Source organism: Bacillus sp. RC240 (assembly GCF_044907945.1).
In the GTDB taxonomy this organism is placed as follows: domain Bacteria; phylum Bacillota; class Bacilli; order Bacillales; family Bacillaceae_G; genus Bacillus_A; species Bacillus_A mycoides.
On sequence record NZ_JBIYCT010000001.1, the window covers coordinates 262,097 to 283,844 of the forward strand.

26 protein-coding genes are annotated in these 21,748 nt (G+C 35.1%); 18 read left to right on the forward strand and 8 right to left on the reverse strand.

The annotated features are described in order from the left end of the window. Nucleotides 1-245 precede the first annotated feature (245 nt). Nucleotides 246-998, forward strand: coding sequence for a quorum-quenching N-acyl homoserine lactonase AiiA (gene aiiA / locus ABH955_RS01255; protein ID WP_404444249.1), 753 nt, complete (start codon nt 246-248; stop codon nt 996-998). 41 nt (nt 999-1,039) lie between these two features. Here the strand turns inward: aiiA and ABH955_RS01260 are convergent, their stop codons facing one another. The 3 genes from ABH955_RS01260 to ABH955_RS01270 form a co-directional block, all read right to left on the reverse strand. Continuing rightward, on the reverse strand, nt 1,040-1,534 hold the full coding sequence (locus ABH955_RS01260) for a hypothetical protein (RefSeq protein WP_404444333.1): 495 nt from the start codon (nt 1,532-1,534) through the stop codon (nt 1,040-1,042). 89 nt (nt 1,535-1,623) lie between these two features. After that, the gene (locus ABH955_RS01265; protein WP_404444252.1) at nt 1,624-2,088 is read right to left on the reverse strand and encodes a DMT family transporter; all 465 of its coding nucleotides are present in this window, start codon (nt 2,086-2,088) and stop codon (nt 1,624-1,626) included. 13 nt (nt 2,089-2,101) lie between these two features. Beyond that, nucleotides 2,102-2,548, reverse strand: a complete 447-nt coding sequence (locus tag ABH955_RS01270) for a DMT family transporter (protein WP_404444255.1) — start codon at nt 2,546-2,548, stop codon at nt 2,102-2,104. Between the two features lie 107 nt (nt 2,549-2,655). On the opposite strand from ABH955_RS01270, the gene yeiL reads away from it, so the two are divergent. The 4 genes from yeiL to ABH955_RS01290 all read left to right on the forward strand — a co-directional run bounded on the left by yeiL (nt 2,656) and on the right by ABH955_RS01290 (nt 5,981). After that, on the forward strand, nt 2,656-3,348 hold the full coding sequence (gene yeiL / locus ABH955_RS01275) for a transcriptional regulator YeiL (protein WP_404444258.1): 693 nt from the start codon (nt 2,656-2,658) through the stop codon (nt 3,346-3,348). A 36-nt stretch (nt 3,349-3,384) separates the two neighbouring features. Continuing rightward, a complete protein-coding gene (locus ABH955_RS01280) occupies nt 3,385-4,116 on the forward strand; it encodes a metallophosphoesterase family protein (protein WP_404456704.1) in 732 nt (243 codons plus the stop codon). Nucleotides 4,117-4,253: 137 nt separating this feature from the next. Further along, a complete protein-coding gene (locus ABH955_RS01285; RefSeq protein ID WP_404490811.1) occupies nt 4,254-5,288 on the forward strand; it encodes a flavin-containing monooxygenase in 1,035 nt (344 codons plus the stop codon). A gap of 444 nt (nt 5,289-5,732) precedes the next feature. Further along, nucleotides 5,733-5,981, forward strand: a complete 249-nt coding sequence (locus ABH955_RS01290; RefSeq protein ID WP_002087603.1) for a hypothetical protein — start codon at nt 5,733-5,735, stop codon at nt 5,979-5,981. Nucleotides 5,982-6,029: 48 nt separating this feature from the next. On the opposite strand, the gene ABH955_RS01295 is transcribed toward ABH955_RS01290, so the two are convergent. Together ABH955_RS01295 and ABH955_RS01300 are read right to left on the reverse strand one after the other, a co-directional pair. Continuing rightward, nucleotides 6,030-7,067, reverse strand: coding sequence for a serine hydrolase domain-containing protein (locus ABH955_RS01295; RefSeq protein ID WP_404490812.1), 1,038 nt, complete (start codon nt 7,065-7,067; stop codon nt 6,030-6,032). 110 nt (nt 7,068-7,177) lie between these two features. Continuing rightward, nucleotides 7,178-7,372 (reverse strand): hypothetical protein, encoded by a 195-nt coding sequence (locus ABH955_RS01300; RefSeq protein ID WP_002087600.1) that lies wholly within the window; start codon nt 7,370-7,372, stop codon nt 7,178-7,180. 182 nt (nt 7,373-7,554) lie between these two features. On the opposite strand from ABH955_RS01300, the gene ABH955_RS01305 reads away from it, so the two are divergent. After that, entirely contained in the window at nt 7,555-7,836 is a 282-nt protein-coding gene (locus tag ABH955_RS01305) for a hypothetical protein (protein WP_404444270.1), read from the forward strand. Between the two features lie 28 nt (nt 7,837-7,864). Here ABH955_RS01305 and ABH955_RS01310 read toward each other — a convergent pair whose 3' ends face one another. Next, nucleotides 7,865-8,155 carry a DUF3784 domain-containing protein gene (locus tag ABH955_RS01310; protein WP_012261330.1) on the reverse strand — a complete coding sequence of 97 codons (291 nt, stop codon included), beginning with the start codon at nt 8,153-8,155 and terminating at the stop codon, nt 7,865-7,867. A gap of 122 nt (nt 8,156-8,277) precedes the next feature. Here ABH955_RS01310 and ABH955_RS01315 point away from each other — a divergent pair, with 122 nt between their 5' ends. The 3 genes from ABH955_RS01315 to hcp all read left to right on the forward strand — a co-directional run bounded on the left by ABH955_RS01315 (nt 8,278) and on the right by hcp (nt 11,442). After that, nucleotides 8,278-8,559 carry a MazG nucleotide pyrophosphohydrolase domain-containing protein gene (locus tag ABH955_RS01315; RefSeq protein ID WP_219303217.1) on the forward strand — a complete coding sequence of 94 codons (282 nt, stop codon included), beginning with the start codon at nt 8,278-8,280 and terminating at the stop codon, nt 8,557-8,559. A gap of 143 nt (nt 8,560-8,702) precedes the next feature. Continuing rightward, the gene (gene bla2 / locus ABH955_RS01320) at nt 8,703-9,476 is read left to right on the forward strand and encodes a BcII family subclass B1 metallo-beta-lactamase (RefSeq protein WP_404444273.1); all 774 of its coding nucleotides are present in this window, start codon (nt 8,703-8,705) and stop codon (nt 9,474-9,476) included. Between the two features lie 679 nt (nt 9,477-10,155). Continuing rightward, nucleotides 10,156-11,442, forward strand: a complete 1,287-nt coding sequence (gene hcp / locus ABH955_RS01325) for a hydroxylamine reductase (RefSeq protein ID WP_404444276.1) — start codon at nt 10,156-10,158, stop codon at nt 11,440-11,442. Nucleotides 11,443-11,732: 290 nt separating this feature from the next. On the opposite strand, the gene ABH955_RS01330 is transcribed toward hcp, so the two are convergent. Continuing rightward, nucleotides 11,733-12,179, reverse strand: coding sequence for an NUDIX hydrolase (locus ABH955_RS01330; RefSeq protein WP_404444279.1), 447 nt, complete (start codon nt 12,177-12,179; stop codon nt 11,733-11,735). A 969-nt stretch (nt 12,180-13,148) separates the two neighbouring features. Between ABH955_RS01330 and ABH955_RS01335 the strand changes: the two genes are divergently transcribed. From ABH955_RS01335 to ABH955_RS01355, 5 genes are all read left to right on the forward strand, one after another. Beyond that, nucleotides 13,149-13,469 (forward strand): PadR family transcriptional regulator, encoded by a 321-nt coding sequence (locus ABH955_RS01335; protein ID WP_002128372.1) that lies wholly within the window; start codon nt 13,149-13,151, stop codon nt 13,467-13,469. A gap of 75 nt (nt 13,470-13,544) precedes the next feature. Then, nucleotides 13,545-13,886, forward strand: a complete 342-nt coding sequence (locus ABH955_RS01340) for a DUF1048 domain-containing protein (RefSeq protein WP_002014108.1) — start codon at nt 13,545-13,547, stop codon at nt 13,884-13,886. A gap of 168 nt (nt 13,887-14,054) precedes the next feature. Beyond that, nucleotides 14,055-14,816: an ABC transporter ATP-binding protein gene (locus tag ABH955_RS01345; RefSeq protein ID WP_404444283.1), complete on the forward strand. Its 762-nt coding sequence runs from the start codon at nt 14,055-14,057 to the stop codon at nt 14,814-14,816. Then, nucleotides 14,817-15,566, forward strand: coding sequence for an ABC transporter permease (locus ABH955_RS01350; RefSeq protein ID WP_404444286.1), 750 nt, complete (start codon nt 14,817-14,819; stop codon nt 15,564-15,566). It begins immediately after the preceding gene. Nucleotides 15,567-16,722: 1,156 nt separating this feature from the next. Further along, a complete protein-coding gene (locus tag ABH955_RS01355) occupies nt 16,723-18,042 on the forward strand; it encodes an aromatic amino acid transport family protein (protein ID WP_282914951.1) in 1,320 nt (439 codons plus the stop codon). A gap of 294 nt (nt 18,043-18,336) precedes the next feature. Here the strand turns inward: ABH955_RS01355 and ABH955_RS01360 are convergent, their stop codons facing one another. Continuing rightward, complete coding sequence (locus ABH955_RS01360; RefSeq protein WP_215551947.1) at nt 18,337-19,299, reverse strand: helix-turn-helix transcriptional regulator; 963 nt, start codon at nt 19,297-19,299, stop codon at nt 18,337-18,339. 110 nt (nt 19,300-19,409) lie between these two features. Between ABH955_RS01360 and ABH955_RS01365 the strand changes: the two genes are divergently transcribed. The 4 genes from ABH955_RS01365 to ABH955_RS01380 all read left to right on the forward strand — a co-directional run bounded on the left by ABH955_RS01365 (nt 19,410) and on the right by ABH955_RS01380 (nt 21,633). Further along, the gene (locus ABH955_RS01365; protein ID WP_002033380.1) at nt 19,410-19,889 is read left to right on the forward strand and encodes a GyrI-like domain-containing protein; all 480 of its coding nucleotides are present in this window, start codon (nt 19,410-19,412) and stop codon (nt 19,887-19,889) included. Beyond that, nucleotides 19,876-20,385 (forward strand): phage tail protein, encoded by a 510-nt coding sequence (locus tag ABH955_RS01370; RefSeq protein WP_078178994.1) that lies wholly within the window; start codon nt 19,876-19,878, stop codon nt 20,383-20,385. The genes ABH955_RS01365 and ABH955_RS01370 overlap by 14 nt, the downstream gene beginning before the upstream one ends. 165 nt (nt 20,386-20,550) lie before the next feature. Beyond that, nucleotides 20,551-20,808 (forward strand): DUF3963 domain-containing protein, encoded by a 258-nt coding sequence (locus ABH955_RS01375; protein WP_033709324.1) that lies wholly within the window; start codon nt 20,551-20,553, stop codon nt 20,806-20,808. Nucleotides 20,809-21,000: 192 nt separating this feature from the next. Next, nucleotides 21,001-21,633: a LysE family translocator gene (locus ABH955_RS01380; RefSeq protein WP_002066409.1), complete on the forward strand. Its 633-nt coding sequence runs from the start codon at nt 21,001-21,003 to the stop codon at nt 21,631-21,633. Nucleotides 21,634-21,748: the final 115 nt, after the last annotated feature.

The following is a 21,748-nucleotide window of genomic DNA, read 5'->3' on the forward strand; positions in this document are numbered from 1 at the left end:
TATATTATCTTTTATAATCCTTGCTCGCCGCATATAAGAGCCTGTAAATGAATAATAAACAAGAAAAATAGCCGACTCCTTTTCTCGACATGTAGGTAGTCGGTTATTTTATGCCCAAAATTCGTTGTGAACAATTGAAAAGATAATAGCTGAAACAATGAAAAGTGAGAAGGAATTTATTTCTAACAAGAGGAATTCTTTACTGTATTGTTTTATTCAAAACTAAATGTAAAGGTGGATACATAATGACAGTAAAGAAGCTTTATTTCGTCCCAGCAGGTCGTTGTATGTTAGATCATTCTTCTGTTAATAGTACGCTCACACCAGGAAATTTATTGAATTTACCTGTATGGTGCTATTTGTTGGAGACAGAAGAGGGGCCTATTTTAGTAGATACAGGTATGCCAGAAAGTGCGGTTAATAACGAAGGTCTTTTTAACGGTACATTTGTTGAAGGCCAGATTTTACCGAAAATGACGGAAGAAGATAGAATCGTGAATATTTTAAAACGCGTTGGATATGAGCCGGACGACCTTCTTTATATTATTAGCTCTCATTTGCATTTTGATCATGCGGGAGGAAATGGCGCTTTTACAAATACACCAATCATTGTGCAGCGTGCTGAATATGAGGCGGCGCAGCATAGGGAAGAATATTTGAAAGAGTGTATATTGCCGCATTTGAACTATAAAATCGTTGAAGGCGATTATGAAGTCGTACCAGGAGTTCAATTATTGTCTACACCGGGCCATACTCCAGGGCATCAGTCGCTATTAATTGAGACTGAAAAATCCGGTCCTGTGTTATTAACGATTGATGCATCTTATACGAAAGAAAATTTTGAAGATGAAGTGCCGTTCGCTGGATTTGATTCGGAATTAGCTTTATCTTCAATTAAACGTTTAAAAGAAGTTGTGATGAAAGAGAACCCCATTGTTTTCTTTGGTCATGATATGGAGCAGGAAAAGAGCTGTAAAGTGTTTCCAGAATATATATAAGTAGAAAAAGTCATGGGCCTATTAGCTCATGACTTTTTCTATTAAATAACCTTTTTAAATAAGTTATATACTTTTTTCGAATTACCTTCATTTAATTGATAATAAGTAAGATCTACGTCATCAGGAGAGTTTTGCTGGGCAATCATGACTTCACTACTGTTGTTATCTACTATCCAAATTAAATATTGTTTATAAGTTCCATCTTGGAAAGTAATCCACATGTTACAATCTACTAAATCAGAACCTTCTTCATCTAGCGTTAAATCGCCTTTTTTTGCTGTATCCATACTGTTAATGAATGTTTTTAATTCATCTGTTTTTGTAAGGAAGATAGATTTTTTTGTTTTAATTGACTCTACATGTATATCTTTTATTTCCTGTTTTCCTAAAAAGACAGGAGGTGCATTTGGGTCTCTTTGAGTTGAAATAATAGTAGCTTTCTTCTTTGGTTTGCTTGCTGTATAGAAATCTTGAATAGATTTTCCAGAGTTTAAAAACCATATGATTCCAAAAAAAATGAATGCGCTACCTAGCAGTAAAATGACTTTTTTAATAGGATATTCTCCTCTCTATTACTTCATGTGAAGAGCTTTTCTATTAATATATGATAGGTAAGCGTAAAGTATTATAGTTGAACGTGATTATGCTTCACGGTTTTTATAGGACGATCAACGAGTAAATTGTAAGTAAGCCCAATTAATACGAAAATACCACCGATAATTTTGCCGATTGAGAGTTCGTTTGACAGGAAGAAATCAATGATAGCCCCCGCAAATAATTGTCCGATAAAGATGAGTAATGTTAAATAAAATGCAGATATTTTAGGAGTAATATAGTTTGATAATGGAATGACGATAACGCCTACTAATCCGCCTAAGTATACAGCGATAGGAATGGATTGCAACGTATGAATTGGAATATAAAATGAATCTGAACTGAAAATTAAAAATAGCGCGGAGAAAAATAATCCAGTAATATAATTGAAAAATGTACCTTCCCAATTGCCAATTTCCTTTGCTAAATTCGCGTTAATAATTCTAGCGACAACGATAGAAACACCAGTTAAAATAGCGATACAAATATATAACATTTTCTTGCCTCCATTAATAAATTGTCATGACTATAATTCCAGAAGAAATGAACAATAATCCAATTAGTTTTTTCTTTTCAAACTTTGCAACTTTCATTCCTAATAAACCGAAATGATCAATAATAATAGAAGCAATGGATTGACCGAGTAGGCTTAATGCAATGGTAATAGAAGCACCAAGAGCGGAGAAGCTTATATTGCTAAAAAGTACTGTGAAAACTCCAATGGCTCCGGCACTATATAAATAAAGTGGAATACCTTTATCAAAATGGATTTTATTTTTGTTAATGATTAAAACGAAAATGACTGCTATTAAACCGACAAGATGAATGATAACACTCGCTGTATAATTGCCAGTCGACTCAGATAAAATCCCATTCAATGGGAGCATAATGGCAATAAGCATACCAATAAAGACAGAAAGAAAGTTATACAATGTAATATCCCCTTTATATTTCATGTTTGTAATGACTGTATCATGCTGAAATTGTGTATTACTATGACATATGTCATAGTGGAAGAAGAAAATTTTGATTACAATGGGAGTAGTTGTAAAGGTGGGGGACTATGAAGAAAGTATGTAATTCTAATAAATTAGCAGAGTATATGAAACAAAATAATATTGATTCATTTTTTAGTAGTGATATGAGACCATATATGGAACTTATATTTTTTAAAAAGAATGAGTTCATTTGCAGAGAAAACGAAGAGATAGACTATTTATATTTTTTTGTTGAAGGAAAAGCGAAAGCGTTTAATACGTTAAGTAACGGGAAATCCGTATTATTATGTTTTTATGATAGTTTGCAGTTACTAGGAGATGTTGAGTTAATCCATTCTCAAAAGATTGCTTCAAACGTACAAGTCATGGCAGATTCTTATTGTGTTGGTTTGCCTTTAGGGAAAGTGAGAAACCAATTATTTCATGATGCGAAATTTTTAAGATGTATTTGCGGTTCTTTAGCCCATAAATTAAATCGTCTTTCAAAAAATAGTACAATTAATTTACTATATCCACTTGAAAATAGACTCGCGAGTTACATATTAGCAGCAGGAGAACGCGCTGTTCAGCACGGGAATCGAATTGTATTTAGTGGGAATTTAACGGAAACAGCTGAATTGTTAGGAACGAGTTATCGGCATTTATTACGTACATTGAATACCTTTTGTGATAAAGAGATAATCAAGAAAAGTAATGGTTGTTTTGAAGTTGTGAATGTAGAAGTTTTGAGGGAATTGGCTGCGGATGTTTATAAATAGGAGAGATATAAATAATATATTAAAGTGGGGATTTAGATGAAAATAGCGATAATTTCAGATATTCATGGGAATAGTCACGCTTTAAAATCGGTATTAAAAGATATTACACGTCGTAAGGTCGAAATGATAATAAATTTAGGTGATAGTGTGTATGGGCCGTTAGATCCTTTAGGGGCAATTGAAATATTAATGAGTAACGAGATGATACATATTAAGGGTAATTGTGATCGCATGCTTTGGGAACCTATACAAGAGCAGTCTGCTACACTAACTTTTGTCCAAAATCAATTAACAAAAAATCATATAGATTGGTTAAAACAACATCCTTCCCAATTTATTGTAGACGATATTTTATTTTGTCATGGTACGCCAACTTCAGATGAGGTGTATTTATTAGAAGAGATGGACGAGAATGGTGCAGTATTAAAGAGTGAAAAAAATATAATGGATCAACTCCAAAATATAGAACAAAAAATAATAGTATGTGGTCATACGCATATTCCTAGAGTTGTTTATTTAGCGAACGGAAAAATCATTATAAATCCAGGGAGTGTAGGACTTCCTGCATACAAAGATGAATTACCCGTTTTGCATAAAATGGAGTCAGGAACTCCGCACGCAAAATATGTAGTGATAGAAAAAAATTTGGGAGAATGGATAATTGAACAAATTTCAGTTCCTTATAATTGGGAAGAAGCAGCTGGGTTAGCTGTTCAACAGGAAAGGCAGGACTGGGCACAAGCGCTAAAGACTGGAAAGGTAGAATGAAGAGGAGTTTTACTTTATAGTAAACTCCTCTTTTTATTTTATGTAGATGTTGAATTATAGAAAAATAAAATGTTATGGTTATGGAAACATATGAATGTGTGAACATGTATTCATATATAAGAGGAGGAGGGATTAGAGTGAAAGACCTAATTATTATTGGAGCTGGTCAAGCTGGATTAACAATAGGATACTACTTGAAGCAGGGAGGATATAGTTTCTTATTACTTGAGGCGGGAAACCGAATTGGCGATTCTTGGAGAGACCGCTATGATTCTTTGCAGCTCTTCACACCAAGGGAATATAGTAGTTTACCAGGTATGATATTAAAAGGAGAAGGGAGTGGATTTCCATGTAAAGATGAAATTGCAATTTATTTAGAAGAATATGCAAGGTATTTTCAATTGCCGGTACAATTACAGACTCAAGTTTTAAAAATAAGAAAAGAGAAAGAAATATTTGAATTACACACTCCTACAGAAATTTTACAATCGAAAAAAGTTATTATCGCATCAGGTGGTTTTCAGCAACCATTCATCCCCTCATTTTCACAACATCTTTCATCACATATTTTTCAAATACATTCATCACAATATAAATCACCATTACAAATTTCTAAGGGGAAAGTACTAGTAGTAGGTGGCGGGAATTCAGGAATGCAAATCGCAGTAGAACTTGCAAAAACTCATGAAGTAAAAATGTCTATCAGTCATCCATTAACATTTTTACCGTTACATCTTTTTAGAAAAAGCATTTTTAATTGGTTAGAAAAATTAGGTTTATTGTATGCTGAAATAAATACCAAGAGGGGAAAATGGTTTCAGAAGCGAAAGGATCCCATTTTTGGTTTTGAAGGTAAGGAACTTATTCGTAGTGGAGCAATAAAACTACAGGGAAAAGTGGTAAGTGCATCAGGAAATAATATTATGTTTCAGAATGGTGGCACGTATAGTGCACAAAGTATTATATGGTCAACTGGTTTTGTTCAAGATTATAAATGGATTGAAATAGAAAAGGCAGTGAATATGAATGGATTTCCTAATCATACAAAGGGAATGAGTCCAGTAAGAGGATTGTATTATATTGGACTGCCGTGGCAATCTCAAAGGGGTTCTGCGCTTATTTGTGGTGTAGGAAAGGATGCGGTGTATTTGCTTTCTGAAATCAAAAAATAGATCAGTAGCAACAGCTACTGATCATCCATATGTACATGAATTAGGAGAGGTCAAACATTTCAAACGTTTATTAGCTTTAGTATAATAGATTTTCATGAAATAAAAAACTGAAAATTATATTTTTTTGTTGAGAAAGTTTTTTGTATCGAAATATATAAAAAAACGGGGATTTCTATTGAAAGAAAATATGATATTTATCCCGCATTAACGGGCAGTAAGATCCCCCACCTCAAAATTCGGCACATGCGAGGAAGTTAGGTGAGAGATCAACTGCCCGTAAAAGCTCGATTGGTGAGGGCTAATAATCAGAGGGACAAAAGTCCCTCTGATTAAAGTTTCACTTTATATTTTAGTAAAGTATGATATAGTCTATATAAGATTGATTTCCTTAAAATATCTTTTTTGTATAGTAATTACATTCACAGTTGGGAAGGGGAACAGATTGTGAAGTTTGATGATCAACGTCTACTAGGAATACGATTAGGTTCTGTACTCATAACAGAAGAAAATCAATATTTAGTAATTAAGAAGAAAGATCATTATGCACTATTAAACATACATAATTTAGAATGCACACATGTCGAAGTGCAGTTAGAACATATTGAAGAACTGCTGCATGAAGATTTCCAAGAAAGTATAACGGAAATTATCGCACCAGAACATATTAAAATTGTGGTGAAAAATGTTATATAAAGAAAGAAGCTGGGAGAATCAGCTTCTTTCTTTGTTTTACTTCGTTAATTATAAGGATAACAATTTTAAAATCTCACCAATAATCCCATCCTTTTGATGAACACCTAAATCCGAGTTCGTCATAATAACAGCGCTATTACCTCGGTATGGATTACATACCATCATACATTGAAATCCAACACCCCAGCCAAGTGAATGAATTTGTAAGTCTTCATTAGAATACTCTAGAAAAACACCTAACCCAGTCCATTTGGTGCATCCTTGAGGAGAAATCATATCTTGTACAGTTTTTTGAGAAAGTTTCAGTTTGCTATTTCCCTGTAAGGACTGAATGATCTCAATAATTAAAGTTGATAAGTCAGTTGGTGTTGTCCAAACGCCTGAAGCTGCTGCGAATGGATAAAATGGATACTTCTCATTTGTTACAGTTCCATCTTTATTATGCCCGCAAGCAAAAGCATCGGTTTTATCTATGTCTTCGGGAGAGAAGAGTGTACTATTTTTCATTTGTAGTGGCTGAAAAATAAATTCTTCAAGTAAAAGGTTGAACGATTTCCCAGTAATATCTTCAAGTAGTTGTTCGATAATACAAAAATTTGCGTCAGAGTAGTGGAATTGGCTTTCTGGTGCATAAGTTACTTCTATAGGTACTGGGCAATATAATGTTTTACCAGCAAGGAGCTCATCCATTTTAGGTAGTTCTTGTGCAAGTGTATAATGTTCAAAACTATTGGGAGGATCAATGATTCCAGATTGGTGACTTAATAAGTTTCGCAGCGTTACTTTTTTCTGTGAAGTAAATAGATTGGTAGGGATGTTCCAAGATGTGAGTCTATCATTTACGTCTTCATCTAAATGTACGATTCCTTGATCTGATAACGTTAGTACAAGCATTGAAGTGATGAATTTGCTAATAGAACAAGAATTGAATATGGAATTCGTAGTGACAGTTCTAGTTGTTCCAGATTCAAGTGTTCCGAAAGCAGTAGCTTCATCAAGTTTACCGTCACGTATAACGGCAAAGCTTAACCCTGCAACAGAATATTGGTTCATTTTCTCATAGATATTGTTACTTTTTAAGTTCATAGTGACTCCTTTCTTTTAAAGACAGAATATTAATTTTATTATACAGTAGTAAATAGAGAGAAAAGGAAAACACTTCATCTTTTATCGATGAAGTGTTTTCTTAGTTTAAGTTAATTCGAAGTAAATGCTTTAAAAAATTTATCTCTGTACATGTACATAAGCCATGAGGCTGTTATAAAGGAAATAAAGATTTGTTTGTTTTTAATTGGCGCATTGAAAACAAGCCAGCCAACGATATCAAATAACAAATGTAGTGCAATTGAAAGAACTACAAATTGTAGTAACGTCTTAAAAAATCTTTTCATAAAGTGTCCCCCTAAAATAAAAGGTTTTATCCCGCATTAACGGGCAGTAAAACTCCCACTGATTAAAGTTTCACTTTATCAATAGTGTTGTATATTACTATTATACATTGAATGTGTCCTGTGGTAAAATTTACATAAGTTACTTAAATAAAACATATGAAAGCTAGTGAGGAGGAATAGTCATGGAATTTTGGATGATCATACCAATAGCGGTCTTTGGGCTTATTTATATCGTTGAAAAATTAAATAAAATCGAAAAGAAAACGGATGCGTGTTTAAAGCGGATGGAAGATAGATTACAGCTAATTACGAAAGAAATGGGAATTATAGATAGAGAACCCGAAATTAATAAAGAGTTGCGGCAGCTTATGGAAGAAGGAAAAACAGTTACGGCAGTTAAGAGAGTAAGAGAAGCATTTGGTTTTTCAATACTAGAAGCGAAGCAATATGTTGATAAGTTATAAAAAGGTCATCCATTTGGGTGATCTTTTTTCACTGCACCATACGTGTATTTACATAAGCAGCTATTATAACGTGGCCAATTATAATGATAGGAAATACGATTTTTGCATTAGGGGTAGTGAAGACACTACCAATTGTGGCGATAACACCAGCGGTTAAATTATAAAGACCAACTATCTTCGATAACTTAACTTTATCTGACACACGGCGTTCATTGAATCCTGATAAGAGCCAAGTGTATTGTTTTACTCCGATGAAATAAGCTAATGCAAATGAAATGATTGCTAGTATGAATAATGATGGAGAAGCGAAGAGAGTCATTGAGAACACCTCCGTTAATGGACTATAAATAAATTATAGTATGAATGTTATAATTTAACAAAATACATTTTTGATTTTAAGTTTATTAAAAATGAGATATTTACGATGAAGGGAGATTACATATGAATATTTCGGAATTCCAGCAATATGTATCGAGTTTCAGTAAAGAAAAAGGATTTCAAGATACAACAATTGAAGAGCGTACGATGTATGCGATGGCGGAATTAGGTGAATTAGCGGAAGTTATATTAAGGCGTGATAAAATACAAGATTCGAAAAGAGAGATTGGTTTAGAAATGTTTGATGTAATTTGGAATGTATGTGATTTAGCAAACAAGTTAGAAATTGATTTAGAGAAGGCATTCGAAGAAAAAATGATGATTAATAAAAAACGTGAATGGTAAAAGGAAAGTTAAAAAGCGCACAAAATTTTGTGCGCTTTTTATTAATGGTATGAAAAATATGTAAAAAAAGATGGAACAAACATTTGAGATGAACTGTCTAATATAGGTAATAACTATTTAGTTTGAAAGAAAGGGTGGAGAAAATGAAAAAGAATACATTATTAAAATTAGGGGTATGTGTTAGTTTGCTAGGAACAACTCAATTTGTTAGCACAATTTCTTCTGTGAAAGCGGAACAAAAGCTAGAGCAAAAAGTAATAAAGAATGAGACAGGAACTATTTCAATTTCTCAGTTAAATAAAAATGTATGGGCTCATACTGAGCTAGGTTATTTTAATGGAGTAGCAGTTCCTTCGAGTGGTCTAGTTCTTACTACTTCTAATGGGTTAGTACTTGTCGATTCTTCTTGGGATGATAAGTTAACGAAGGAACTAATAGAGATGGTAGAAAAGAAATTTAAGAAGCGCGTAACGGATGTTATTATTACACATGCGCATGCTGATCGAATTGGCGGAATTAAAACGTTGAAAGAAAGAGGCATTAAAGCGCATAGTACAGCATTAACTGCGGAACTAGCAAAGAAAAATGGATATGAAGAGCCACTTGGAGACTTACAAACAATTACGAATATGAAGTTTGGAAATATAAAAGTAGAAACGTTCTATCCAGGGAAAGGGCATACAGAAGATAATATTGTCGTATGGTTACCGCAATACAACATTTTAGCTGGAGGCTGTTTAGTGAAATCTGCGGAAGCTAAAGATTTAGGGAATGTTGCTGATGCATATGTAAATGAATGGTCCACATCGATTGAGAATGTGTTGAACCGATATGGAAATATGAACTTAGTAGTGCCTGGTCATGGAGAAGTAGGGGACAGAGGATTACTTTTACATACATTGGATTTGTTGAAATAAGAAACTGTGGGAATATAAAAGCGAGGAGAAATAATTTTCTCCTCGCTTTCTTCTAACTATATTTAAATGCGAAGCTATCAATTATGCCTGCATAAGTTACTGAGATTTTAATTCCAAGTATACAAATACCAGTACCGTCATAATTGCTATAACAACGTAAGTAACATCAAGCATTATAAGTGTCTTTAAAGTTTCAGTCATCCTAATTCACCCCTGGTATGAAAATGTAACATAATCTCTTATCAATCAGTTAAGAGATTATAAAGATAACGATGTACATGAAATTTCTTAAGTAGTTTCTATATAAATATATCATATAAATAATGTAAAAAATGTTAAGATGGTGTAAATGTATTGTAAATAAAGAGGTTTCCTATAAAATCTTTAATCAAAAAATTGATAGTTCTTCAAAATGAAAAAACGCTATTCTTTCTGTTGAATGATAGAAAGAATAGCGTTTTTGTATGCTTATTAGTTGCTAATAGTTCTCTAAATCAATCATCTAGCTATTTGAAAGTATTAACAAAGGTGTCCGTTTTTTAGCGCCAATAAAAATATTATGTCAACAATATGAACTGTCACAAATTTATATATATTATTGTGATTCATATCACATCCTTTTTTCCTAATGGGTATTATGCTTGATTTGTAAGGAATGATTGGGAGAGGGTGGGATGATATGTTTTGTTATCAATGTGAACAAACGCCAACAGGTGGATGTAAAGTGATGGGGGTTTGCGGTAAGAATGAAACCATTGCAAGTTTACAAGATACGATTGTGTTTGGATTAAAAGGAATTGCTGCTTATCGTACTCATGCTGCTCAGCTAGGGTATACAGATGCATTTGTAGATGCTACAACTCAAGAAGCGCTATATATGACATTAACAAATTCTAACTTTAATGAACAAGAACATATTGATATGGCTATGAAAGTAGGGAAATCGGCTTTACGAGTAATGGAGTTATTAGATGAGGCACATACGAATCACTTTGGTGTTCCGGAGCCTGTTCAAATTACGCAGAACCATGTAGAAGGTAAGGCAATTGTAGTTACTGGTCATAATTTATTTGCATTAGAAGAGTTATTAAAGCAAACAGAAGGAAAAGAAATTAATATTTATACTCATTCTGAAATGCTACCAGCACACGGATATCCACAACTGAAAAAATATAAACATTTAAAAGGAAACATCGGTAAGGCATGGTATGATCAACGACGCCTTTTCGAAAAATTTACAGGTGCCATATTAGCTACAACGAACTGTGTTATGCCAATTAAAGGATCATACTCTGATCGATTCTTTTTATATGATATTGCAGGCTTAGAGGGCGTACAAAAAATTGAAAATGATGATTTTGCACCATTGATTCAAAAAGCGCTTGAACTTCCCGAAGTACATATGGAGTCGGATGAGCAGTTAGTAACAGGGTTTCATCATAATACAGTATTATCATTAGCTCCAGAAATTATTGAGGCAGTAAAGGAAGGGAAAATAAAGCGTTTCTTTGTCATCGCAGGTTGTGATGCACCAGGAAAAGGCGGGGAATACTATCGTGAATTAGCAACGTCGCTTCCGCCAGAAACGGTTATTTTGACAACTTCTTGCGGGAAATTCCGCTTTAATGATGTGAATTATGGGGTTGTACCTGGTACGGAGATTCCGCGTTATATTGACTTAGGGCAATGTAATAACTCAATTTCTACAGTGAAAATAGCGGAAGCTTTAGCAGATGCTTTTCAATGTGAAGTAAATGAATTGCCAGTAAGTATTGTCTTATCATGGTTTGAACAAAAAGCGGTTGCTATTTTACTTGGGCTATTTAGTCTTGGAATTCAAGATATTCGCATTGGTCCAAAGGCGCCTGAATTTATTTCACCTGGTGTGCTTGATGTATTACAAGAGACATTTGGTTTAAAATTGATTACAACTGCAGCAGAAGATATGAATATGATGTTATCGTAACAAAAAGGGTGTCCTATATGTAGAGTTGGCTTTATAAAAAATTTGTATGTATTCGAAAACTTATGTATTAGATTCGCAGGTGCGTTAGTAGAAGATGTGGCTTTAAAATAAAGTTTGATCAAATTAATGAGAATGCCACTGATAAAAGACAAATAGAAAGAGCATGTTTTGAAAAAAGATTAATCAAAACATGCTCTTATTTCATCTAATTGCTCAAATGTTTTATAAAAAAGTTTGATCGTTTCAATGAGCCTTCCTCAACTAAAGCACCCGTTAATTCAATAACCATCTCACATAATTTTTTTCAATAACCTTACCATAAATGGTGTCTTTAATGTCTCTTTTATTAGTGAATTTTTGTGTTTCATAAAATTACTGATCTGTTTTCGTCTATTTGGAACCATTAACAAAGGTAATCTACTAGGATTAAACCACCCAATTTTTGCAGTTTCAGGCCCATTATTTATTGGTTCCCCCCCTAGTAATTTCCCTGAAAATATATGTTGCATATCATCGTATTGAGGTTGGTGATATTCTCCTATTTTACGCTCAATAGCAATTATATAGCCCGTTTCTTCTTTAGTTTCTCTTATAGCACACTTATCTAACTGTTCATTTTCTTCTAGTCTTCCCCCAGGCAAATCCCAGATAGGATAATCATTTCGTTTAACTAACAATATTTTGCCTTCATTATTATCAACAATAGTAAAGCACCCTGTGGTTTTTGTAGTATTCATTATAAATATGATCTCCTTAACTTACGCAATTGCCAATCAACTTATATTTCTCTTTGTCTAATAAATTTTCCTTCTTACTGAATTAAATGGACCTTTAGTTGAGTAATTTTATTGCTACTCAACATTTCCTTAATCCGCCTTTCAATTCAGATCTTCTTTTCATTTTTTATTATAAAAACACCCATTTAGATAAACAGATCCAAAGGGGCAAAACGGTACGACTTTATTTCAAAACCACAGAAGAACACAAAACGAATCTTTCTTATTAATAAAGGGAATCTGCAACATCCATCAACTTCAAAATTTTATCCCGCTATTTGCGGGCAGTAAAACTCCCACCTCAAAATTCAGCTGGAGCAAAGAAGTTAGGGGGGAGCCCTGCTGCCCGTAAACGCCCCACTGATTAAAGTTTCACTTTATAAAGAATTTGTATGTATTCGCAAGCTTATGTATTAGATGCACAGGTGCATTAGTAGAAGAACAAAAAAATGATCCGTCTTCTTAATAAAGAGAGCTAGCCACATTCATTAACTTCGGAATATTATAACGCCCCAAAACAAAAATGTGGAATTTTTGTTTTGGGGTATTTCCTTTTCTTAGCTGGATAGGTATGTGGTGAGATTTCTTAAGAAGAAAATAGGCAGTATCCAATAGATAATAGCGGATTTAAGAAAAAATTTAAAAATCGAGTTGACATTCTATCTACATAGTCATACAATGTAGTGGTAATGAGTAATACTGAATAGCGTAGTTTTTAAAAATATATTCAGTATCCAATAGGCAAAAGCGGATTTAAGAAAAAATTTAAAAATCGAGTTGACATTACATCTACTTAGTCATACAATGTAGTTGTAATAAGTAATACTGAATAGTGAGGTTTCTCAAAAGCTATTCAGTAAAAATTAGCCTTAGTACTCTGTGATACTGAATATAAGTCAGACAGAATAGGGGGTAAAGGAGGATCAGAATATGGAAAATTTAACTGAAATGTTGAAAGGTTCGCTGGAAGGATGTGTTCTGGAAATCATTAGCCGCCGTGAAACTTATGGCTATGAGATTACCCGCCACCTGAATGAGCTTGGGTTTACTGAAGTCGTGGAAGGAACGGTCTATACCATCCTTGTGCGATTAGAGAAGAAAAAACTTGTGAATATTGAAAAGAAACCGTCAGACATGGGGCCGCCTCGCAAGTTTTATTCACTAAATGAGGATGGCCGTCAGGAGCTTGAATTGTTTTGGAGAAAATGGGATTTTGTATCATCAAAAATTAACGTCTTGAAGTCAAACTAGCCTCATAAGATTAAATATTCGGCCGATATTTTGGGAGTTTCTTGTTCTGCTTTATAAAAAAGGAGGAAAAATAATATGTTGGAAATGTTCAAAAAATTAATTGGTGATAAAAAAGAGTACAAAATGATGATGGCACGTGTTGGAGCTCTGCCAGAGGACTATCAGTTTGTGTTTAAGAAAATTCAAAACTACATGTGGAATTTCTCAGCTGGTAACGGGATGGATATGCTACACATACAGTATGAACTAATCGATTTGTTTGAAGCCGGTGCGGCGGAAGGCAGACAAGTGCTAGAAATCACTGGGGAGGACGTGGCATCCTTTGCTGACGAACTAGTGGCAAACGCTAAAACTTATGTTTCCAAGTATCGTGAAGATTTGAATGAAAGTATCATGAAGCAATTGAGAAAAAAATAAATGCAACAGGTAATACCGACTGATTAGCTGGTTACAAATGTGAATTGACGCCATTGCTATTCAGTTATATTTTTAAATCAGTACTAAGTAATACAGATTATCAGTAATACTAAATAGAGGGTGTAGGCAGTCTATCTTTACAAAACATTTTTTAAGGAGGAAAAAAGCATGACCAATACAGCGATTTCTGTAAAAGGATTAAAAAAATCCTTTAAAGATAAAGAAGTGTTAAAAGGGGTAGATTTTGAAGTGCAGCGTGGCGAAATTTTCGCATTGCTGGGCTCAAATGGAGCGGGCAAGACGACGATAGTCAATATCCTCTCGACGCTGATGAAGCAAGATGGCGGCGAAGTAGGTATTTGTGGTTTTGACGTTCAGCGTCAACCGGATCATGTTCGTCAAAGTATCAGTCTGACAGGGCAGTTTGCAGCTTTAGACGGTATGCTCACGGGGAGAGAAAACTTGATAATGATTGCCAATTTGCGTGGAGTTTCTATTCCTGCTCAAGTCGCTGATAATTTGCTTGCAAGATTCAGCCTGACTGATGCAGCCAACCAGAGGGCAGACCAGTACTCAGGTGGGATGAAGCGCCGGCTTGATATCGCCATGAGCTTGATTGGGACGCCAGCAGTCATTTTTCTCGATGAACCGACGACAGGGCTTGACCCCGAAGCGCGGATTGAAGTGTGGGATACCGTCAAGGAACTTGCCGGCGGCGGCACAACCATCTTGCTCACGACCCAGTACCTCGAGGAAGCCGAACAACTGGCGGACCGTATCGCTATCTTGCATGGCGGAAAAATTATTAAGACTGGTACTCTTACAGAACTTAAAGAGATGTTCCCGCCAACAAAAGTGGAGTATATCGAGAAGCAGCCGACATTGGAAGAAATTTTCCTTGCGATTATTGGCAAAAAGGAGGAGATGTAAATGAAGAGCAAAACAGGGGTATTATTAGGGCGCTTAATGCGCAACATCATGCGCAGTCCAGATACAATTATTACGGTAGCGATTACGCCGATTATGATGATGCTGTTGTTTGTCTACGTATTTGGCGGCGCCATAAAGACAGGAACGGATAACTACGTCAATTATTTATTGCCGGGAATCTTGCTGATGGCTATCGCATCCGGTGTCGCTTACACTTCCGTACGGTTGTTTACGGATGTAAAGAGCGGGCTGATGGCACGTTTCATTACTATGCCTATCAAGCGTTCGTCGGTATTATGGGCTCACGTATTAACATCACTTGTTGCTAATGTGCTTACTATCGTGGTGGTTATTCTTGTTGCGCTCTTAATGGGCTTCCGTTCCAGTGCTAATATTCTGGATTGGCTCGCGGTAGCTGGAATACTCGGGATGTTTACGCTGGCGCTGACATGGTTGGCTATCATTCCTGGGTTGACAGCGAAGTCTATGGAAGGGGCGACAGCCTACTCGTACCCACTAATTTTTCTGCCCTTTATTAGTTCGGCCTTTGTTCCTACCGAAACTATGCCAGAAATTGTTCGTGCGTTCGCTGAAAACCAGCCTGTGACTTCAATCGTGAATGCGATTCGTGCCCTCTTATATGAAGGGACTGTTGGCAACGATATTTGGATTGCACTTGCTTGGTGTGTGGGCATTATGGTTATCGCTTACTTCTTCGCCGGCAAAGCATTTAAACGTCAGTTAGGGTAACACCACCAGTTCGGTGCACAATGGCAACTAAACCTTCTGGAATAATATATATATGGGAAAATGGATTTAAATCACATTAATCTTAGTTATTGCTATAATTGTTAGTATTCTTACTGGTTATGCAGTTGGTACGTAAGTAGGCTCAGACGTTGAGAAAAAGCAGACTGAGAGAGTTAAAAGGGAAGAGATAATATTTTGACCTCAATTCTAATTGCCATATAATAAATGCAATTTTTATACATGAAAAGCCCACCTATTTCCGTAGGTGGGCTATATCTTTACTACACAATTCGAAAGTATACTCTCTTTTTCTAAATATGTAATTATGCATATTTAGAAAAAACTACACTTAATAAATATTACATATAGTAAATGGAAACTTATGGTGTAATTCTTTTAATAGGCTCAACATGATAACCATTATATAAGGTGCGTAGGCTCCTTTGGAAAAGTTCTTCTTTTCTGAAAAATGAATATTAATTCGTTATATGTAATAAAAATTCATGAGAATAATTTTATGTTTTCTAAATTTATTCCTTTACATCAATGTGTATTATTTATTACAACAGCTTCATGTCAAAGATAAGATGTGAAAGCAAAGGGAAATATAAGTATCTTTATAACGAGTTCCTAATATAATCAATGTGTTAATGAAAGGAACTCTGTATTATGTTTACTTTTCTATTAACTAATACAGCTTCAAAAAATAGACACAATTGCTACATACCAATTGTAATTTATTATCTATTCATAATTCTGTTTATTCTGTCTTTCTAAAAATAAAAAAATATTAGACTCGCAAATATAAACGTTATAATGAGGGCGTCGAGAGGTAACCGATTACCTACGAAGAAAATATCAAACATTTTAAAATTGGACAGACTGAAACGATTACTTACAGAAAGGTGTGTGACCAGAAGGGGAATTTCTTCAAAATAGTTTAGCAGCAGCGGACATCGTATTAGCTGGTGTAAACAATATCATCAATGGTAAGTATAGGGTTGGAGGATAAATGCCTCGCACATTAAGAGAGACAGCTTTAGGTGGAATCGTTTACAATATGGCGCATCTAGTAAGCGGTTCATTTTTTAAGAATGGTCTATATTCTTAAGCCTAAAAAGAGACGTAAGAATAGGATACAAGGGGGATTTATTATATGAATGGGAATACTGCAAAAAAAATAGAATTTCAAGCTGAAAACACTGCAGTGAAAAATGAGAAATATCCAGATCCTAAAAAGTGGCATAAACAAGATACTACCTGGGCATTGAGCCTTTTTGGAACAGCAATTGGAGCAGGAGTACTCTTTTTACCGATTAATGCAGGTTCAGGTGGTTTATTATCATTACTGTTAATTACGATACTTGCATTTCCTGTTATGTATTACTCACATAGGGCACTTGCTAAAATGATATACGCTTCCAATTCTGCTGATGAGGGGATTACAGGCACAATAAGAGAGTATTTTGGCAATAAGGCAAGTATAATTTTTAACATAGTATATTTCGTCTCAATTTATACGATCGTACTGATGTATTCGGTTGCACTTACAAATACTGCAAGTAGTTTTATCGTGCATCAATTGCACATGCCGGAGCCTCCAAGGGCCATTTTATCACTTGTATTAGTACTCGGTCTTATCGCTATACTAAATTTCGGTCAAGATATCACTGTAAAGATAATGAGCATGCTAGTATATCCTTTCATAGCTTCTTTACTGTTTATCTCAATATCTTTAATTCCACAGTGGAATACGTCAATGCTTAGTTTCTCAAGTGCGTCTACTGCTTCAACAGGAACAGGGTATTTTGGAGTGATATTGATGATACTACCAATCATCGTATTCTCGTTCAATCATTCTCCTATGATTTCGTCATTCGTTATGAAACAGAGAGCTACGTATGGAATAGAAGCTACTGATGCCAAGTGTGCTCAAATACAAAAAGTTTGCTATATCATGACATTCGCTGTTGTTATGTTCTTTGTTTGGAGCAGTACTTTAAGTTTGACTCCAGATGATCTTAAGATGGCAAAAGAACAGAACTTGTCAATCCTATCATATCTTGCTAATGAGCTTAATTCGCCTGTAATCACTATTGCAGCTCCTATCATTGCTTTTGTGGCTATTACAAAGTCTTTCCTTGGCCATTATGTAGGAGCGTATGAGGTAATGCGTGACATGATTATGAAGTCCGGTAAAAAACGCGGGAAAGATATAGGAGAAAAAACAGTTCAGACAATGATTCTTACTTTTGTCGTATTAACATGCTGGTATGTTGCTTATGCAAATCCAAGTATTCTTGGAATCATTGATGCTCTTAGCGGTCCATTAGTTGCTGCGATCTTATGTCTATTACCAATGTATGCGATTCGTAAAGTACCAGTACTGGCTAAATACAGAGGGAAAATGAGCAATGTGTTTGTCATTGTTGTAGGTATACTTACTGTCCTAGCAAGTATTAAGTCATTATTCTAATTCGCTATTGTTAGTTCAAGTGCTAAAATAGTGGGATATGAAAAAAGAATGAAAGAGATTATGGATAAGATACGTCCATATTCGAATTTTAAACAAGCTGTTTTATGAGGGTTAAACTCTAATATAAAAAGACATGAACAAAGATTAGTTCATGTCTTTTTTTTGTGTTGGCGTTATTCTTAGAAGAGCGTTTCAAGTAGCGGTAGCGAATAAAATGTTTTTACTAGGTATTTAAATAGAGGTAACTGGCATCTAGTCAAACTCAATATTATTTTGGGTTTAACTGGCCACTGCTTATGGGCAGTATAAACATAATCTCTCTTTTAAACCTTCTAACACTTCTTCAGGAACTTCCCTGATTTTGATATCTTTACCTAGGAAAAGTAGCCAATTTGTTATTTCTATCAATTCATCGAGATTGTTAACATTGATAAAAGTTTTTAGAATGGCTGTGGATTGGTAAGGATTTGTATAGGAAATAGAAATTTTTATAGGATGATATTTTTTGAACTGGGTAATCGCTTTTGGACCAAGTTCAAGTACAAGGTTGATTGCTTCGTCCCTCTTACTTAGTTTTTCTGAAATTTTTTTCTTACTTAATCTGTTTTTCGGCGTATAGGTTTCGACATTAATGAGATGATCAACGAGAAACATCTTCTTTTTTTCTTCTTTTATGTCAAAGCCTTCAATTATCCAATGGCTTTTTTCTTGATAAAGGTGCAGTAGATAAATTGGATAAAACTTGGTTTCCTCCTCTTCTTTTACTGTAATCAATAAATGGCTATCTAAAAGAAGGGTTTGGATGAGTTTTTCTAACATAGGATGGGGGAGGTCAGAAAGCTCAAGTAGGTCAGGATTATGAGGGTTAGTCCCTTCAAAAAGCAAGATTTGATTTAAAAGAACAAGGTCATCCTGCTGGATTTCTGAGATGAGTCCTAGTAGTTTTTCGGCTAAAGACTGACGACTCTTTAGATAGGGAAGTTGTTGATTTCTTGTGGCCATAAAGGCAATAAAAAGAGCTTTGACCTCATTATCAGTAAAGCGAACAACGGGCAAGATAGAGTTATGCATGACAAAATATCCTCCATCCCTGCCAACTTCAGCGACGAGCGGCATCCCCATGGCTTCAATTTCTCTAATGTCTCTAATAGCTGTCGATCGTGAGATGTTAAATTCTCGTATGATTTCAGAAATTGTAAAGTGGGAGCGGTTGTTAATATAGCGCATGATCGTATTAATCCGTTCAACTTTTTTCATGTTGGTCTCCTAAACAGTATCATTTTTTGACATGATTTAAAGATATTATAAACTCATCAAGTGAAAAGATAAATCGTTTGATCAATTTAAAAGTGAGGAAGGTTTTAAATATGAAAAATTATACAATAGAAGAAAAAGATAGCTTTATCGTGTTAGGTATTGGAACTGAACTTAAGAGCCACTATACAGACTTTGCGGGCATAAACAAGGAAAAGGCAGACTTTTGGCTGGCTGTCGAACAAGATGGAAGGTTGGACACTTTAAAAGCTTTAGCTACAAATGATTACATTTTTTCGGTGAGTGAAGCGGTGAATAACAAGATGATGTATTACGCTGGTGTCATGACAGAGGCAACGATACAAGAAGAATCTAGAGTTATCCAGTTTCCGAGGGGAGAATACCTAGTAGTTAAAGGGGAAGGCGATACAGCTGAGGAGCTAAGTAATAAGCTTACTGGTATTGCATTTGGTCAAGCATTAGCAGAAGTAAAAGATTTTTCCTATGTTGGTGGGCCAAATACAACAGTTGAGATGGGGCAGCGAAACGGCTTAGTATTTGGTGAAATATGGATTCCAGTTGTTAGGAAGTAAAGTGTTAAAAGGAGAGATGGAATTGTCCAATATAGTTGATTTTAAAAACGTAACTACAGCTGGCATGGAGTCTTCACCTGTAGCAGAAGCACTTGCTGGTTTACGTGCCCATGAAGCACGTTACTTTATGAATAAATACAAGCATGAATTTACGGTTGTACCAGCTAGTGAAAGCGAGAAGACTCTTGATTATGTGAACCGCATTTTGAAAGAAGAACGTGATATTGAGTTTGCGGCAAAACCTTTAGAAACATCGTGTTTTCAAGTGGAAAATATTAAATTTGCCTATGTTTTCTATGAGGATGGTCTTGCAGTCAACGTCATGTATACGTTGGATAACCCAAAGAAGCGGGCCGTTGGATTTAAGCTTTCTGAGGGAATGGAGATACCAACGGAGTTAGTAGAGAAGTTTAAGTTTGCTAGACAGAAGTCTAAACTTGCTGGAACAATTCGAGGTTCGTTTTTTGTAATAAAAGGAGAATATAGTGTAAGTTGAAGAATCATTCATTTGTTATATTGAGTTATTTTTTAAAAGGCGCGATTAAGGCTAACAATCTTAAATTGTTAGCCTTTTTTTACATAAGTATAATATTCATAGTCTGCTACACACTATGTTCAGATAAAATAAAACGAAAGGAAATTACTGTAGGGTGGTGGTGGCGTGAGCAAAAAAAGGCTATTTGAGTTATTCTTAGTAACTTTTGCTTTACTATTCCTTCATGTAAGCACATTTACTAATGAAAAATTGAATGATAAATTTGGTAACTTTACCTTCTTTGTTGTATTTCTCATGTTTTATATCAACGTTGCATTTATAAAGCGGTATTTTGATGATATACAAAAGTGGATTAGAAATATCACATTTCTTCTTGCCCTGTTAGTAGTAACTTTAATATCACTATGGATAGGTTACTTTTAAAGCCTTGTGATCAAGAAAGTCCCCCAGTTTAAAAAAATGGAGGACTTTTCATAGTCTTCTAAATACAGTGAACCCCGATAATAATAGGCTATGTTAACCTTATATGAATAGGCATACATTAATCTTTTTTCTCCTCAATCATGATAAAATGGACGATAAGAAATTTATGTAAGATAAAGGTGTGGAAGATTCATGGTCAGTTTTAGCACTTTGCTAGCTTTTGCAATTGTTTCACTTAGTATGGTTTGTTCACCTGGGCCTAACATGATTTATCTCATTTCTCGCTCGATTACGCAGGGGCGTATGGCAGGATTCATTTCTCTTTTGGGTATCATGCTTGGCTTCATAATTTATATAATCGCAACAATGTTCGGACTTACAGCCCTTTTCCTAGCTGTTCCGTCTCTCTATGAAGCAGTTAAGTGGGCAGGTGCTGCTTACTTACTCTGGCTCGCATGGAATTCGATTAAGCCCGGTGCTACATCTATTATGGAACCTCGTACTATTGCTATTGAGCCGCCACGGAAATTATTTTTAATGGGACTTATGACGAATCTGCTGAATCCTAAGATTGCTATTTTGTATGTGTCACTTCTACCTCAATTTGAAGATCCTGAGAAAGGATCGTTGCTTCTACAAGGTGCAGTTCTGGGCTTTACACAAATAACGGTTAGCTTTATAGTCAACCTCCTAATTGTATTTACAGCAAGTAGAGTTGCCAAATGGTTTGGCACACGCCCAACGTGGCTGCGAGTGCAACGTTGGCTTATGGCAAGCGTCTTGACAGGTCTTGCTGTACGTCTTGCTTTTGAACGTCGACAGTAAGAGTCTTCTTGGGGAAAGTTACTATCTTTTTGGAACGATTGTAGGGGGAATAAGAATGATATTAAAAATAAAGCCAGCTACTGTATGTTCTTACTTTTACCTAACGTTTTTTCAA

Coding starts and splice junctions, on each gene's coding strand:
- aiiA (WP_404444249.1), top strand. CDS start 246: ATGACAGTAAAGAAGCTTTATTTCGTCCCAGCAGGTCGTTGTATGTTA.
- ABH955_RS01265 (WP_404444252.1), bottom strand. CDS start 2,088: ATGTTATATATTTGTATCGCTATTTTAACTGGTGTTTCTATCGTTGTC.
- ABH955_RS01270 (WP_404444255.1), bottom strand. CDS start 2,548: ATGAAATATAAAGGGGATATTACATTGTATAACTTTCTTTCTGTCTTT.
- yeiL (WP_404444258.1), top strand. CDS start 2,656: ATGAAGAAAGTATGTAATTCTAATAAATTAGCAGAGTATATGAAACAA.
- ABH955_RS01280 (WP_404456704.1), top strand. CDS start 3,385: ATGAAAATAGCGATAATTTCAGATATTCATGGGAATAGTCACGCTTTA.
- ABH955_RS01295 (WP_404490812.1), bottom strand. CDS start 7,067: ATGAACTTAAAAAGTAACAATATCTATGAGAAAATGAACCAATATTCT.
- ABH955_RS01300 (WP_002087600.1), bottom strand. CDS start 7,372: ATGAAAAGATTTTTTAAGACGTTACTACAATTTGTAGTTCTTTCAATT.
- ABH955_RS01305 (WP_404444270.1), top strand. CDS start 7,555: ATGGAATTTTGGATGATCATACCAATAGCGGTCTTTGGGCTTATTTAT.
- ABH955_RS01310 (WP_012261330.1), bottom strand. CDS start 8,155: ATGACTCTCTTCGCTTCTCCATCATTATTCATACTAGCAATCATTTCA.
- ABH955_RS01315 (WP_219303217.1), top strand. CDS start 8,278: ATGAATATTTCGGAATTCCAGCAATATGTATCGAGTTTCAGTAAAGAA.
- bla2 (WP_404444273.1), top strand. CDS start 8,703: ATGAAAAAGAATACATTATTAAAATTAGGGGTATGTGTTAGTTTGCTA.
- hcp (WP_404444276.1), top strand. CDS start 10,156: ATGTTTTGTTATCAATGTGAACAAACGCCAACAGGTGGATGTAAAGTG.
- ABH955_RS01330 (WP_404444279.1), bottom strand. CDS start 12,179: ATGAATACTACAAAAACCACAGGGTGCTTTACTATTGTTGATAATAAT.
- ABH955_RS01335 (WP_002128372.1), top strand. CDS start 13,149: ATGGAAAATTTAACTGAAATGTTGAAAGGTTCGCTGGAAGGATGTGTT.
- ABH955_RS01340 (WP_002014108.1), top strand. CDS start 13,545: ATGTTGGAAATGTTCAAAAAATTAATTGGTGATAAAAAAGAGTACAAA.
- ABH955_RS01345 (WP_404444283.1), top strand. CDS start 14,055: ATGACCAATACAGCGATTTCTGTAAAAGGATTAAAAAAATCCTTTAAA.
- ABH955_RS01350 (WP_404444286.1), top strand. CDS start 14,817: ATGAAGAGCAAAACAGGGGTATTATTAGGGCGCTTAATGCGCAACATC.
- ABH955_RS01355 (WP_282914951.1), top strand. CDS start 16,723: ATGAATGGGAATACTGCAAAAAAAATAGAATTTCAAGCTGAAAACACT.
- ABH955_RS01360 (WP_215551947.1), bottom strand. CDS start 19,299: ATGAAAAAAGTTGAACGGATTAATACGATCATGCGCTATATTAACAAC.
- ABH955_RS01365 (WP_002033380.1), top strand. CDS start 19,410: ATGAAAAATTATACAATAGAAGAAAAAGATAGCTTTATCGTGTTAGGT.
- ABH955_RS01380 (WP_002066409.1), top strand. CDS start 21,001: ATGGTCAGTTTTAGCACTTTGCTAGCTTTTGCAATTGTTTCACTTAGT.